Origin of the sequence: Streptomyces sp. NPDC005706 (genome assembly GCF_040631045.1) — a bacterium.
Taxonomy (GTDB): Bacteria; Actinomycetota; Actinomycetes; order Streptomycetales; family Streptomycetaceae; genus Streptomyces.
Genome location: NZ_JBEXYS010000016.1, coordinates 100,954 through 114,672 on the forward strand (window position 1 = coordinate 100,954; position 13,719 = coordinate 114,672).

General features: G+C 74.0%; 10 protein-coding genes and 2 tRNA genes. 6 read left to right on the forward strand and 6 right to left on the reverse strand.

Annotated features, from left to right (window positions below; translation table 11 throughout):
• The first annotated feature begins 48 nt into the window (after window positions 1–48).
• Entirely contained in the window at window positions 49–540 is a 492-nt protein-coding gene (locus ABZ478_RS24555; protein ID WP_359552735.1) for a MarR family transcriptional regulator, read from the forward strand.
• Window positions 541–649: 109 nt separating this feature from the next.
• On the opposite strand, the gene ABZ478_RS24560 is transcribed toward ABZ478_RS24555, so the two are convergent.
• Window positions 650–722: transfer RNA gene (locus ABZ478_RS24560), tRNA-Arg, on the reverse strand.
• A 195-nt stretch (window positions 723–917) separates the two neighbouring features.
• A tRNA-Ser gene (locus ABZ478_RS24565) sits at window positions 918–1,008 on the reverse strand.
• 182 nt (window positions 1,009–1,190) lie between these two features.
• On the opposite strand from ABZ478_RS24565, the gene ABZ478_RS24570 reads away from it, so the two are divergent.
• Together ABZ478_RS24570 and ABZ478_RS24575 are read left to right on the forward strand one after the other, a co-directional pair.
• Window positions 1,191–1,757 carry an SSI family serine proteinase inhibitor gene (locus ABZ478_RS24570; protein ID WP_359552737.1) on the forward strand — a complete coding sequence of 189 codons (567 nt, stop codon included), beginning with the start codon at window positions 1,191–1,193 and terminating at the stop codon, window positions 1,755–1,757.
• Between the two features lie 281 nt (window positions 1,758–2,038).
• Window positions 2,039–6,481 carry a PAS domain-containing protein gene (locus tag ABZ478_RS24575; protein ID WP_359552739.1) on the forward strand — a complete coding sequence of 1,481 codons (4,443 nt, stop codon included), beginning with the start codon at window positions 2,039–2,041 and terminating at the stop codon, window positions 6,479–6,481.
• A gap of 81 nt (window positions 6,482–6,562) precedes the next feature.
• Here ABZ478_RS24575 and ABZ478_RS24580 read toward each other — a convergent pair whose 3' ends face one another.
• The 3 genes from ABZ478_RS24580 to ABZ478_RS24590 all read right to left on the reverse strand — a co-directional run bounded on the left by ABZ478_RS24580 (window position 6,563) and on the right by ABZ478_RS24590 (window position 9,494).
• Window positions 6,563–8,221: a long-chain fatty acid--CoA ligase gene (locus tag ABZ478_RS24580; protein ID WP_359552741.1), complete on the reverse strand. Its 1,659-nt coding sequence runs from the start codon at window positions 8,219–8,221 to the stop codon at window positions 6,563–6,565.
• Window positions 8,222–8,353: 132 nt separating this feature from the next.
• Window positions 8,354–8,911, reverse strand: coding sequence for a SigE family RNA polymerase sigma factor (locus ABZ478_RS24585; RefSeq protein ID WP_359552743.1), 558 nt, complete (start codon window positions 8,909–8,911; stop codon window positions 8,354–8,356).
• Between the two features lie 325 nt (window positions 8,912–9,236).
• A complete protein-coding gene (locus ABZ478_RS24590; protein WP_358929822.1) occupies window positions 9,237–9,494 on the reverse strand; it encodes a hypothetical protein in 258 nt (85 codons plus the stop codon).
• Between the two features lie 370 nt (window positions 9,495–9,864).
• Here ABZ478_RS24590 and ABZ478_RS24595 point away from each other — a divergent pair, with 370 nt between their 5' ends.
• On the forward strand, window positions 9,865–10,731 hold the full coding sequence (locus ABZ478_RS24595; protein ID WP_359552745.1) for a bifunctional DNA primase/polymerase: 867 nt from the start codon (window positions 9,865–9,867) through the stop codon (window positions 10,729–10,731).
• A 39-nt stretch (window positions 10,732–10,770) separates the two neighbouring features.
• On the opposite strand, the gene ABZ478_RS24600 is transcribed toward ABZ478_RS24595, so the two are convergent.
• Complete coding sequence (locus ABZ478_RS24600) at window positions 10,771–11,991, reverse strand: MFS transporter (RefSeq protein ID WP_359552747.1); 1,221 nt, start codon at window positions 11,989–11,991, stop codon at window positions 10,771–10,773.
• A 68-nt stretch (window positions 11,992–12,059) separates the two neighbouring features.
• Between ABZ478_RS24600 and ABZ478_RS24605 the strand changes: the two genes are divergently transcribed.
• Window positions 12,060–13,052 carry a helix-turn-helix domain-containing protein gene (locus ABZ478_RS24605; protein ID WP_359552749.1) on the forward strand — a complete coding sequence of 331 codons (993 nt, stop codon included), beginning with the start codon at window positions 12,060–12,062 and terminating at the stop codon, window positions 13,050–13,052.
• A gap of 84 nt (window positions 13,053–13,136) precedes the next feature.
• Entirely contained in the window at window positions 13,137–13,676 is a 540-nt protein-coding gene (locus ABZ478_RS24610; RefSeq protein WP_359552751.1) for a GNAT family N-acetyltransferase, read from the forward strand.
• The last annotated feature ends 43 nt before the right edge of the window (window positions 13,677–13,719 follow it).

Genomic DNA, 13,719 nt, shown 5'->3' on the forward strand with positions numbered 1-13,719 from the left:
TAAGACATTTACCGACCGAATATCTCACGAGCTAAGGGATTGAGGAAGATGGACGGCACGCTCCGACCGCCCGCCGATCCGGCGCAGGCGCTGTCGGCGATGGACCACCTCATCGCCGCCCACCTGATCGGCCAGCAGGAACTGGCCCGGCGGCTGGGCCTGAACGTCACCGACCTCACCTGCTTCGGCTTCGTCCTGGAGGCGGGCGAGGAACTGCTCACGGCCGGCGACCTCGCGGCCCGGGCCCACGTGACCACCGGCGCGGTCACCGGAATCCTCAACCGCCTCGAACGCGCGGGCTACGTCACCCGCCGCCCCGACCCCACCGACCGCCGCCGCGTCCGGGTGGCCCCCGTCCCGGCCGCGGTGACCCGCGTCGAGGCCGTGTACGCGGGCCACTACCAGCGCGTCACGGCCCTGTTCGCCGACTACTCCCCCGAGGAGCTGTCGGTCATCACCGACTGGTTCACCCGGGCGACGGCACTGGCCCACGAGTACCTGGAGAAGCTGAACCGCAACGACCCGCAGGAGGAGTGCTGAGCAACCGCCTCCCCCGCGAGCCCGTTCCAGCGCCGGCGGGCCGCGGCGGGTCCGGCACTTTTCCGGAAACGCAGAAGACCCCGGATCTCTCCGGGGCCTTAAACCTGTGTGCACTCGGCAGGATTCGAACCTGCAACCTTCTGATCCGTAGTCAGATGCTCTATCCGTTAAGCTACGAGTGCTTGTTCTTTAGTTTTTGTCCTTCGCTCCCGGCCCTTCCGGCCCGCTCGCGGCGACAGGAAGAACATTACATGACTGCCGCCGTCATGTGAAATCCGATTCGCATACCCCTTGTGACCTGCGAAAACGCGGATGAGGGCGAGTGGAGTCGACAACGCCGAAGCCCCGGTCCTGGGACCGGGGCTTCGGGATGGGCGCGGAGGCGGAGGGATTTGAACCCTCGATGGGCTTTAAGGCCCAAACCGCATTAGCAGTGCGGCGCCATAGACCGGACTAGGCGACGCCTCCAGCACAACCACTCACGCGAGCGCGCGACTGGTGCGTGCAGATGATGACACAGTCGAGCGTGCTGTCACCAATCGACCCCCACGGTACTAGGCACCGGGGTCACAGGGCAAAGGGCTTCGCCCGGCGGTGCGGCGCCGCAACGTCCGGGGGCCCTGGGCGTTGATCAGGGCATGGTCTCTGTCATGTCGGTCGTCCCGCGGGGCGTCCTGGTGTCGGCCCTCGCCGCCCTCTCGGTCCCGTCCCTGTCCGCCCTCGCCGCCGCACCGGCCACGGCCGCCCCAGCCGCCTCGGCGGCACCGGCCGCCACCGCCGCCCACCTCGCCCACCTCGCCCACCTCGGCGACCTCGCCAACCTGGCGCCCACCCCGCCCGGCGCGGGCCTCATGCCCCCGCCGGCGCGCCCCGAGGACGAGACCGGTGATCACCTCACCGTCGTCGTACGGCACGCGGGCCGCGGGCTGGACGGTACGTACCAGGTGACCTGCCATCCCACGGCCGGGAACCACCCGGACGCGGCGGGAGCCTGCCGGGCGCTCGACGCGAACACACAGTGGGGCCGGGACACCTTCGCCCCGGTCGCCCCCGACAGTGTCTGCACCATGGTCTACGGCGGGCCGGCCACCGCCCGGGTCACCGGCACCTGGGCCGGACGCCCGGTCGACGCCGCGTACGAGCGGGGCAACGGATGCGAGATCACGCGGTGGGACCGGATGGTGCCGCTGCTCCCCGACCTCGGTTCGCCCGCGTAGGCGGTACCCGGTGCGGCCACAGCTCACGTAAAGGTCCCGCGAAGGTCTCGCGGAGCCGGGACGAGAGCGGAACGCGGCCGGGAAGCGGCCGGGAAGCGGCCGGCCGCACGACGGACGCGTACGGTCACATGTTCGCCGTCACTTCGTCGTGCGACCTCCCTCTCATCCGGCGTCGCGAGCGCAACCCGTGCCTTTAGACTCCCTCGCGTGACACCCTGCGGGCCGGTTGGCAAGATGGCCCGAGCGGTAGGCAAGGTGCGGTAACAAGGAGGAAGCGTCTCGTGAGCAGCAGGCCATCCCGAGGCGCTGCTCGCCTCGCAGCCATACTCGACGCGCTGCCCGACGCGTTGGTCCTGGTCAACGCCAACGGAACCGTCGTCAACGCCAACACCATCGCCCTGGAGGCCTTCGAGGCGCCGGGGACCGCGCTCGTCGGGCGCGGGCTGCTCGATCTGCTGCCGCAGTTCGACTCCCGGCTCATCCCCGGTTCGATGCGGCGGCCCGATCACATGGACCCGCGCGGGCGGACCAAGCCGACCCGCATGATCGCGCGGCGGACCGACGGGACGGAGTTCCCGGTCGAGGTCACGAGCGCGAATCTGGAGAACGGGCAGCAGGCGTACGACGGTTACGGCTACACCGGTGACGAGCTGCTGATGCTCGTGGTGCGGGACCTGTCGGGAACCGTGGACACCGAGGCCGAGCTGGCCCGTTCGCAGCGGCAGACCGAGATGATCCTGCGGGCGGCGTCGGAGGGTGTCGTCGGTACCGACACCGACGGGCGGATCGTGCTGGTCAATCCGGCCGCCGCCCAGATACTGGGGTACCGGGCCGGTGAGCTGGGCGGCAAGGAGCTGCACACCCTCGTGGTGCACTCGCGCGCCGACGGCTCGCCCTTCCCGTACGACGAGTCCCCGCTCGCCGACACCCTGCGCTCCGGACGCAAGCACCGGGTGCGCGGGCAGGTGCTGTGGTCCAAGGGCGGGGAGCAGGTCGCGGTCGATCTGACCACCGCGCCCGTGCGCGACGGCGACCAGCTCGTCGGCGCCGTGATGACCTTCACCGACCGCCGGCCGTACGACGACCTCGCCGACGAGAAGTCCACTCTGGAGAAGGCGCACGCCGAGGAGTTGGAGCGGCTCTCCGAGGAGCACGCCTCCGACCTGACCGCGCTGCGCCAGGCGCACGTCACCGAGCTGGAGGAACTGCGCGAGCAGCACCAGGAGGAGCTGGCGGCGGGCGAGGAGCGGTACGCCGCCCTCGGCGAGCGGGAGAAGGACCGCTACGAGGCGCTCGCCGGGCGGCACGAGCAACTGCTCACGCTGCTGGGCCGGTCGCTGCGCGGGCCCCTGGACGAACTGCGCCGCGAGCTGTCCGCCCTCGCCGCCGACGACGCCGGACAGCTGTGGCCCGAGGCCAACCAGGTGCTCCACCACCTGTCCGCCGGGTACTCGCGCATCACCACGCTGATCGACAACGTGCTCGGCTACCAGCACCTCGACGCCGGCAGCGAGGACATCGCCCGGACGAAGGTGATGCTCGACGCCGTCGTCGCGGCCGGTGTGGACGGGGCCGTCGAGCTGATCGGGCCCGGCCGGGTGCAGTTCGCCGTGCACGCGCCGCCCATCGAGGCCGAGGTCGACGCGCAGCGGCTCGCCACCGCGCTCGCGCATCTCGTCGCCGACGTGGCCGGTGTCGACGCCACCGGCAACACGCCCGTCTCGGCGGGCGGATACCTGGACAACACGGTCGTGGTCGCGGCCGCCCAGCGCGGTGAGGTCGCGCGGATCGAGGTGCGCGGGCCGTACAGCGGGGGCGACCCGGTGCACGAGCCGATCGTGCGCGGGATCGTCCGGGCGCACGGCGGAGTGCTGCAGACGCACGAGGTGCCGGGCATGAGCGGCAGCGCCTATGTGCTCGAGGTGCCGCTCGGCGGTGGGGCCGGGGCGGTCGCCGCCCAGGTCCCGGACGCCGGGGAGGCTGTGATGGAGGCCGCCGGGCCGGGTACCGGTGGCGGCCGGCGCCGGGCGCGCCGGGCCTCGACGGACGCCTTCCTGGAGAGCGACGTTCCGGGCGGGTCCGGTGAGCCCGCCGACGGCGGGACGGAGTCGCAATCGCCTACCGGGCGGCGCCGCAGGCGTGCGGCGGCCGCCGTCGAGGCGGCGGCGCCGGTCGTGGCCGAGGCCCAGGACGGCGGGACCGGACGGCGACGCGGCCCGGCCGCCGAGCCCGGTGCGGGTGACTCCGGTGGCGAGGGCGTGAGCGAGGGCGCCGTGATGACGGCGGCCGAGCACGCCGCGGGTACCGCCGCCGCGGGCAACGGACTCGGCGGCGCCGTGCCGCCGCAGGGCGTGCCCGTGCCCACGGGCCGCCGTGCCCGGCGGGACGCGGACGCACCGCAGGCCGCCCTGCCGCCCGCGCTGCCCGCGGCCGGTGCGGAGCAGGCCCAGGCCGGTGCGGCCGACGACGCGCAGCCGACCGGCCGGCGCCGGCGGGCGCTGGCCGCGGCGCAGGAGCGGGCCGCGGCGCAGGAGTCCGGCGCCCGTACGGTCTTCGCCCTGCCGCCCGCCGAGGCCGACCGCTCACCCGAATCCGCCGGACCGGCGCCGGTGGTCGGCCAGACCCCGGTGGCCGTCGCGGGCGGAACGGACGACGACGGCCGGCACGACGCCATGACGTCCGACCAGGCCGAGGACCACACCCCGCCGCAGCCGCACCCCACCAGCGCGCCGACCGGCCGCCGCCGGCGGGCCGTGGCCCAGCCGGGCGAGGCGGCGCAGGCGGCGGAGCCGGTTCAGGGCCCCGCTCCGGCCGCCGACGCTCCGGCACGGGCCGTTCCGGCGCAGGCGGCCCCGGCCCAGGCGGGTCACGCGCAGCCGGCCCCCGGGCAGGCCGTCACGGGACCGGCCGGGCAGCCGGTCCCGGGGCACGGAATTCCGGCGCAGGGGACGGCCGCACCGGCGGGCCCCGCCGGGCAGCCGGGCGGCGCGGCTCAGGCCGGTGTGCCGGCTCAGGCCGCTCCCGGTCAGCCGACCGCGGTACCGCACGCCGCCGTGCCCGCGCAGGGCACCGCCGCTCAGGCCGCGGCCGTACCCTCCGGCCGGCCGGTTCCCGCGCAGGTGGCCCCCGGCACGCCCGGCCGGCCCCTACTGCCCGCGCAGCAGGGCACCCGGGGTCAGGGCGTACCCGCACAGGGCACCCCGGCTCAGGGAGTGCCGCTGCCCGCTCAGGCCGCCCCCGAGGCGCACCCGTCCGTCCAGGGGCAGCAGCCCGCCGCCCCGCAGGCCACTCCCCCGGCCGGGATTCCGGCCGCCCAGCCGCTGCCCGCCGAGGCGGCCGCCGGTCAGGCGCCGGTGGCCCAGGGCGGTCCGGCCACCGGTACCCCCGCCGCCGTACCGCAGCAGTGGCCCGGTGCCGACGCCACCTCCGGCGCGGGCGTGGCCGTACCCCCGGCGGGTCCGGCGCCGCGGCCGAACCCGGCCACCACTCCCGCCACCGGCACCCCGCTGCCCCCGGAGCACGCCGCCGCGCAGCCCCTGCCGGCCGCGCTGCCCCTGCCCTCCGAGGCACCGGGGAACGCAGCCGACCCGAACTCCACTCAGGGCCGGGCGATCAGCGTCCGTACGCTCGGGCAGGGCGTGCCGTTCGCGCGGCAGGCCCTGCAGGTGCAGCAGCCGACGCCCACCCCGCCCCCGCACGCGCCCGGCGGTTCCGGCCGCCGGCGGAAGCTGGGCACGCCGCCCGACCCGGCGGCCCGCCAGGAGGCGCAGCCGGAGCAGGGCGCGCGGCCGCATCCGCCGGCCGAACAGCCGCCCGCGCAGCCCTCGCTCGCGGGGCAGTCCCGGCTCGCCCCCACCGCCGAGGGCGGCGGACGGTCGTACGCCATAGGCGCCCCGGACGCGAACGCGGCCGAGGGGCCGGAGCCGCTGGACGGTCCCGGCGGGGCCGTGGAGATCGCCGACACCCCGCGTCCGCAGCCGCTGGACGACGAGCTGCCGCCGGAGCCGCTGGACAACCCGCGCCGGCTGCTGGTGTGGCCCGCGCCGGACGTGACGACCCAGCAGGCGCTGAGCGACCGCGGCTACCGGCCGGTCGTCGTGCACTCCCGTGAGGAGGTCGACGCGCAGATCGCGGCCTTCCCCGCCGCGCTGTTCGTGGACCCGCTCACCGGGCCGATCACCCGTACCGCGCTGCAGTCGCTGCGCCAGGCGGCGGTCGCCGCCGAGGTGCCGGTGCTGGTCACGGCCGGGCTCGGGCAGGCGACGCGCGAGGCGGCGTACGGCGCCGACCCCGCCGTCCTGCTGAAGGCGCTGGCGCCGCGGGACAGCGAGCAGCATCCGCCGCGCGTGCTGCTGATCGAGGAGCACGCGGAGATCGCGCTGGCGCTGACCTCGACGCTGGAGCGGCGCGGGATGCAGGTGGCGCGGGCCGCGAGCGACAGCGACGCGGTGACGCTGGCGGGGCAGTTCCGGCCGAACCTGGTGGTGATGGACCTGATGCAGGTGCACCGCCGGCAGGCCGGGTTCAGCGGGATCATCGACTGGCTGCGTGCGAACGGGCAGCTCAACCGCACCCCGCTCGTCGTCTACACCGCGGCCGTCGATCCGGCCGACCTGCCCCGGCTGGCCTCCGGTGAGACCGTGCTGTTCCTCGCCGAGCGGTCCACCAGTCCCGAGGTGCAGAGCCGGATCGTCGACCTGCTGGCCGGCATCGGCACGAACTAGTGCCCTGACAGGCGGCGTTCGCCCCGCATGAACGGACAGCCCCCGGCACACGCCGGGGGCTGTCCGTTCACGCGCCGGGCGTCAGCCGAGCCTGGTCACGTCCAGGCCGCCCTGCGCGTACTGCCTGCGGAGCACCTTCTTGTCGAACTTCCCGACGCTGGTCTTCGGGACCGTGGCGATGACCGTCCAGCGCTCCGGGAGCTGCCACTTGGCGATCTTTCCCTCCTCGGCGAGGAACGCGCGCAGCGTCTCGAAGTCGGTGCTCGCGCCCTCCCGGAGGACCACGGTGGCCAGCGGGCGCTCGCCCCACTTCTCGTCCGGCACGGCGACCACGGCGGCCTCCGCGACGTCCGGGTGGGACATGAGCGCGTTCTCCAGCTCGACCGAGGAGATCCACTCGCCGCCGGACTTGATGACGTCCTTGGCGCGGTCGGTGAGGGTGAGGAAGCCGTCGGGGGAGATGGTGCCGACGTCGCCGGTCTTCAGCCAGCCGTCCGCACTGAACTTGTCGGCGGGACGGAGCGGTTCGGCGTCGGGGCCGTTGTAGTAGGCGCCCGCGATCCAGGGGCCGCGCACCTCCAGTTCACCCGCCGACTCGCCGTCCCACGGGATGCGCTCGCCGCCGGGGCCGGTGAGCCGGGCCTCCACGCCGGCCGCGAAGCGGCCCTGGGTCAGGCGGTAGCCGAACTCCTCGTCGGTGCCGACCGAGTGGGCCGGCGGGCGGGCCACCGTGCCCAGCGGGGAGGTCTCCGTCATGCCCCAGGCGTGGCAGACCCGCATGCCGAGCTCGTCGAAGGCCTCCATGAGGGAGGGCGGGCAGGCCGAACCGCCGATGGTGACCTGGGTGAGGGCGGAGACGTCACGGGGGCGGGCGGTCAGCTCGGCGAGCAGGCCCTGCCAGATGGTGGGGACGGCCGCCGCGTGCGTCGGCCGCTCCCGTTCGATCATCTCGGCGAGCGGGGCGGGCTGCAGGAAGCGGTCCGGCATCAGCATGTTCACGCCGGTCATGAACGTGGCGTGCGGCAGGCCCCAGGCGTTGACGTGGAACTGGGGGACCACGACCAGCGAGGTGTCCTGGTCGGTGAGGCCCATCGACTCGGTCATGTTGACCTGCATGGAGTGCAGGTAGATCGAACGGTGGCTGTACACCACGCCCTTGGGGTCGCCGGTGGTGCCGGAGGTGTAGCACATCGCGGCGGCCTGACGCTCGTCCAGCTCCGGCCAGTCGTAGGCGGTGGGCCGGCCCGCGATCAGCTCCTCGTACTCGTGCACGCGCGCGGTGGCGCCCTCGAGCGGGGCGCGGTCGCCGGGACCGGAGACGACGATGTGCTCCACCGTCGGGAGCTTGGGCAGCAGCGGCGCGAGCAGCGGGATCAGCGAGCCATTGACGACGATCACCCGGTCGGCGGCGTGGTTGACGATCCACACCAGCTGCTCGGCGGGCAGCCGCAGGTTCAGCGTGTGCAGCACCGCGCCCATGGAGGGGATGGCGTAGTACGCCTCGACGTGCTCGGCGTTGTTCCACATGAGCGTCGCGACACGGTCGTCGTCGCGCACCCCGAGTCCGTCCCGCAGCGCGTGGGCGAGCTGTGCCGAGCGGGCCCCGATCTCGGCGAAGGTACGGCGGTGCGGCTCGGCCTCGCCGGTCCAGGTGATCACCCGCGACGACCCGTGGACCGTCGACCCGTGGGTCAGGATCCTCGAGATCAGCAGCGGTACGTCCTGCATGGTGCTCAGCACGGTGGTCCTCCCGGGCGACTTTGCCTACGCGGTGGTCGGGGTTGCGCTGATTCTGCGCACATACCGCGCGGTATGTCACTAGGAGAAGAGAAACAGTTTGACGACGGACCCCGGGGTGCCGAGCGACATGGCCTAGCGAACCAGGCCGAGCTCGGGGTCCTCGCGCAGTTTGCTCAGGGCCCGGGAGACCGCCGACTTCACCGTGCCCACCGAGACGCCGAGCACCTCGGCCGTCTGAGCCTCGCTGAGGTCCTCGTAGTACCTGAGGACGACCATCGCCCGCTGCCGCGCGGGCAGTCTGGTGATCGCCCGCCACATGGCGTCGCGCAGCGCCTGCCGCTCGGCCGGGTCCCCCGAGCCGCCCGCGGGCTCGGGCTCGGGCAGCTCGTCGCAGACGAACTCGTCCACCCTGCGCTTGCGCCACTGCGAGGTACGGGTGTTCAGCAGCGCCCGGCGCACGTAGCCGTCCAGCGCCCGGTGGTCCTCGATCCGCTCCCAGGCCACATAGGTCTTGGTCAGCGCGGTCTGCAGCAGGTCCTCGGCGTCGCTCGGGTTGGCGGTCAGCGACCGCGCGGTGCGCAGCAGCACCGGCTGGCGGGCCCGCACGTACGACGCGAACGACGGAAACGAGTGGGTCTGCCGCGCCGGTGCGGCGGCGGCCGAGGCGCTGGTGCAGACGGGTGTGGTCATGGCTCCACGCTAGGAGCGGACCGGCCGCCCGCGGATCGGCCCCAGGTCCCGATGCCAAGTCCCCCTCAGGTTGTAGGGGTGGGGCCGTCCGCACCTCCTGAAGGTGGACCGCGGGATGACGGTCTCTGCGGGTTGTCCCCTGCGGGCTCGCCCGCGGGCTCCCCGGAGCAGTCCCGGGGCCGGCACCCTCCGGCTCCGGCGGCCACCGGGGTCCGCGAACCGGGAAACGGCTGCGCGGCGGCACCGAAGCACCGCCGCGCAGCCGTCCTACGACCCCGAAGCACACCCGGCGGGAACCCTCACCACAACGGTCCCCGCCCCCGGCTCACCACAGCGGGGTGAAGTGGAAGGCCACGTTCTCGGTGCCCTGCTGGAGGGCCGTGAGCTCGGAGCCGTTGATCTGCGCGACGTTCCCGCCGTTGTCACGGCCGACGCCGCTGCCGGCGAGGCTCGCCACGCCGGCGGTCGATCCGTCGCCCGCGAGGGCGCCGTTGTCCGCACCCGCGACGCCGGTGAAGAGAGCGGCTGCGAGCGGTAGTGCGGAGACGGCGGCGAGAACGCGGGCGGTACGGATACTTGCCATGTTGTCCCTCCAGAACCGGGCACCTTCCGGCCGGAGCGGCCGGAGGTCCGTGAAGTACGGCTTGCGCCAAGGCGGTTGGCCCACCGGCTCGGCTGTCGTGAACGACGTCGCGCATCCAGACTTGCCCACCGAATCCCGGCGAACCACCCCAGACGCTGGCATTCGCACGCAAGCGTGATGACATGTCGATAAACCCCTTTCACCACCTTTCTTCGCTTCACGGCACGCAAACCCGCAGCACGGATCCCCCACTCCCCGAGCCACGCAAGGGGCGAATCGTTCCGCCCGATTTCCGGCTGGAATTCCCATTCCCGGCACGCCCCCACGGCCACCCCTTTCCTTTTTCGAACGTACGTACGAACATAGAGTCATGGCCACCACCGACCGGCAGGCCACGACGCTGGCCCTCGCACACGCCCTGTCAGCCGCCGAGCGCGGACTGGCCGTCATCCCCCTGTCCCGGAGCAAGCTCCCGGCCCTGCGCTCCCCCCACCACGACGACCCCGGCCCCACCTCCTGCCACGGCGAGTGCGGCCGTTTCGGGCACGGCGTGTACGACGCCTCCACCGACCCCGCCCGTATCCGCGAGCTGTTCGCCGCCGCGCCCTGGGCCGGCGGCTACGGCATCGCCTGCGGGCTGCCCCCGCACCACCTCATCGGCGTGGACCTCGACACCAAGACGGGCACCGACTCCTCGGCCGCGCTGCGCGAACTGGCCCTGCGGCATCTGTTCACGATCCCCGAGACGGTCGTGGTGATCACCCCGAGCGGCGGCCGCCACCTGTGGCTGACCGGCCCGCCGGACGCCGTCGTCCCCAACTCCGCCGGCCGCCTCGCCCCCGGCATCGACATCCGGGGCGCCGGCGGATACCTCGTCGGCCCCGGCTCCCGCACCGAGCACGGCGTGTACGCGACCGCTCCGGGAACCGGCCACCTGGCCCCCGCCGCCTGCCCGCCGGCCCTGCTGCGCCTGCTCCTGCCCCCGCCACGCGCCGCGCACCCGGCGCCGCCGCCGGCCGGCGACCACGGGCGGGGCCTGATCCACTTCGTGCTCACCGCGCACGAGGGCCAGCGCAACACCCGCCTGTTCTGGGCGGCCTGCCGCGCCTACGAGAACGGCATCGGTCCCGCCCTGCTGGCTCCCCTGATCGAAGCGGCCGTCGGCACCGGCCTGACCGAACTCGAGGCCCGCGCCACGATCGCCTCTGCGGCCCGCATGACCGGCCACCGGCCCTGACGGCCGCCCGGTCCTCCGGCACCGCAGCCGGGGCCGGTCCTAGTCGGTGGCGGCGGGTTCCGTCCGCACGCCCGGACGCGTACCGGGGACGGCCGGCCGCTGTTCCTCCTGCCTGCCCAGCGCCGCGAGGACCAGGGTCACGGTGACCGATCCGGCCGCCATCAGCGTCATCGCCGTGGCCGGGGAGGTCAGTTGGGCCAGCGTGCCCGCGAGAGCCGCACCGGCGCCCTGCAGGGCGGCCATGCCGGTGGCGTGCAGGCCGAGGGCCTGGCCGGTGAGGTCGTCGGGGGTGAGGGACATCAGGCGTTCCTGCAGGACCAGGCTCGCGGCGAAGCCGACGGAGGCGACGGCGGCGGCCACGGCCGACAGCGCCACCCCGGGCCGCAGGACGAAGAACAGGTAGGGCACCGCCAGCAGCAGGCGCAGCGGGGTGGCGAGCCGGCGGCGCACCGCGGGCGGCACGAGGCGGCCCACCGCCATGTCGCCCAGGAACATGCCCAGCGCCCCGCACGCGTACAGCGTGCCGGCGGCGCCGGGGGCGTAGGACACGTAGAGCGAATCGCCGCCCACCACCAGGCCGTTGGGGACCCACAGGCCCAGGTAGGTGAGGCGGCGGGAACGCGATGACCACAGGAGGGCGTTGGTGCGCCAGGTCGCCGAGAGGGACGGGCGGCCGGTGGCACGCGGTGGGCGGGCCGTGAGACCCAGACGGCTGACGAGGGCCGACACCAGGTACAGCGCGGCCGCGAGGAGCAGGCAGGTCCGCGGGGACAGGAGCGCCAGCAGTGCGCCACCCACCGCGAAACCGGCCACCTGGGTCAGGCCCCAGAGCATGTTGTAGACCGAACGGCCAAGGACATAGCCGTCCTTGGACAGGATGTCGTTCAGCAGCCCGCCACGCACTCCCCCGCCCAGCGACGCGACCAGTCCCTGCAGCAGTACGACCGCGAGGACCGCCCGGACCGGCAGACCGGGCAGCGCCAGCACCGCCGTACCGGCCGCGAAGGCGAGGGCCAGGCCGGTCAGGATCGCGCGCGGGGGCAACCGGTCGGCGCCCGAGAGCAGGAACGTGGCCCCCACCAGCTGCGCGAGCTGTGGACCGAACATGCTCACCGCCGACAGGAGCGGAGAGCCCGTGGCCCGGAAGACGAGGGTGCCGAGGGCCAGGGCACCCATCGTCTGGGCCGCGGCGAAGCCGGCGAAGGAGAGCAGGAAGGGGGTGAACTCCGGGGTGCGGAACAGGGTTCGGTAGCTGCGCATGCGGCAGAGTCTCGGGCCGGCCGGGCGGCCGTGTTTACTGTTTCGCCGACACGCGAAAGGTCGTACGCATGGGCTTGTGGCAGATCGACACCGACACCCTCGCCCGCAGCCGGTTCGTGCTCTCGCCGTTCGCCGAGACCTTCGCGAGCCTGAAACTGCTGCACGCGGGGACCGGTGCCCATCCGGGCGAGGAGGCCTGGCTGCGCGAGCATCTGCCCGGCTACCGCGCGCGCCTGGCGGCCGATCCGGTGGCCGGGCCGCTCGTACGGGCGGCCCTCGGCGCGTCCTGGATCGCCGACTTCTTCTGCCCCACCTCGTGCGTGGGGGAGAGCTTCGAGCAGACCGTGGCCCGGGTGCGGACGGCCGGGGCCGGGGACGCGCGGGCCGACCTCCGCGTGTCCCTGCGGGGCCCGCTGCCCGCCGCCCTGGAACGCGACGACCTGCCCGAGCGGGCGGCCGCGCTCCTGACGTACGTGTGGGAGGAGACCGTACGACCGTACTGGCGGCGCAGGCGGCGGGTCCTGGAGGCCGACGTGGCCGCGCGGACCGCGCGGGTCGGCCAGGGCGGCTGGGCGGCCGTGCTGGACTCCCTCCGCCCGGGGACACGGTGGCTCGGGGAGAGCCGGTTCCAGGTCAACCTCAACGCGTATCCGCCGCGGGAGATCGCCGCCGGCGCCGAGCTGCTGTTCATGCCGGTGACGCCGAGGACCGGATGGGTGTCGTGGGAAGGACAGGAGCGGTACGCCGTCGTCTACCCGTGTATCGGTGTGCTCGCCGAGGACCACGGCCACCGGCCCGTCCCGGCCGGCCTCGACGCCCTCGTCGGAACCGCGCGCGCCGGGCTCCTCGCCCTGCTCGGCACTCCCATGAGCACGACCCAACTGGTCGCCGTGACCGGCCAGGGCCTGGGCTCGGTGGGCCGGCACCTGCGGGTGCTGCGGGACGCCGGCCTGGTGGAACGGCGCCGGGCCGGCCGCTCGGTGCTGTACGTGCGCACGGCGGCGGGCGAGGTGCTCCTGGAGGCCTCGGGCGCCGGCGCGCACCTCGGCCCCACACGTTGAGGATTTCCGGGCGTCGCCTTTCCGAATGCCGGCGCCGGAAATAACCGATGGAACGGGCATCCGACATTGGTTAGCCTCGCGCGGATGGAGATTCGGACGTTCGCGGAAAGCGACTGGCCGCAGGCCTGGCCGATCATCGAGCGGATAATCCGCGAAGGGGACACCTTCTGCTACGACCCGCTCCAGAGCGAGGCGCAGGCGCGCGACCTGTGGCTGGTACCGCCGCCGGGACATGTCGTGGTGGCAGTGGAGGGCCGGCGCGTGATCGGCACCTCCAACATGTACCCCAACCGGCCCGGGCCCGGTTCGCACATCGCCAGCGGTAATTTCATGGTCGCGCCGGAAGCACGCGGCCGGGGCGTCGGCCAGGCCCTGGGCGAATACCTGCTGGACTGGGCGCGCGGTCACGGATTCGCCGGCGTGCAGTTCAACGCCGTCGCGGCCTCCAACACACCGGCGCTCAAGCTGTACCAGCGTCTCGGGTTCGCCGTCATCGGCACCGTGCCCGGCGCGTTCCGGCATCCGGCGCTGGGCCCGGTCGGCCTGCATGTCATGTACCACGACCTGGAACCGACCCGCGGACAACCCGCGGCAGGCGGCCGCCCCGCACCGGGCCGGCGCTAACGTGGCCACGGTCGCCAGCCCGACAGCGCCGAAGGAGCGAGCC

Excerpts from the sequence above, each read along its gene's own strand:
- ABZ478_RS24555 (WP_359552735.1), top strand. The coding sequence starts at position 49 with ATGGACGGCACGCTCCGACCGCCCGCCGATCCGGCGCAGGCGCTGTCG.
- ABZ478_RS24610 (WP_359552751.1), top strand. The coding sequence starts at position 13,137 with ATGGAGATTCGGACGTTCGCGGAAAGCGACTGGCCGCAGGCCTGGCCG.
- ABZ478_RS24605 (WP_359552749.1), top strand. The coding sequence starts at position 12,060 with ATGGGCTTGTGGCAGATCGACACCGACACCCTCGCCCGCAGCCGGTTC.
- ABZ478_RS24570 (WP_359552737.1), top strand. The coding sequence starts at position 1,191 with ATGTCGGTCGTCCCGCGGGGCGTCCTGGTGTCGGCCCTCGCCGCCCTC.
- ABZ478_RS24595 (WP_359552745.1), top strand. The coding sequence starts at position 9,865 with ATGGCCACCACCGACCGGCAGGCCACGACGCTGGCCCTCGCACACGCC.
- ABZ478_RS24590 (WP_358929822.1), bottom strand. The coding sequence starts at position 9,494 with ATGGCAAGTATCCGTACCGCCCGCGTTCTCGCCGCCGTCTCCGCACTA.
- ABZ478_RS24600 (WP_359552747.1), bottom strand. The coding sequence starts at position 11,991 with ATGCGCAGCTACCGAACCCTGTTCCGCACCCCGGAGTTCACCCCCTTC.
- ABZ478_RS24585 (WP_359552743.1), bottom strand. The coding sequence starts at position 8,911 with ATGACCACACCCGTCTGCACCAGCGCCTCGGCCGCCGCCGCACCGGCG.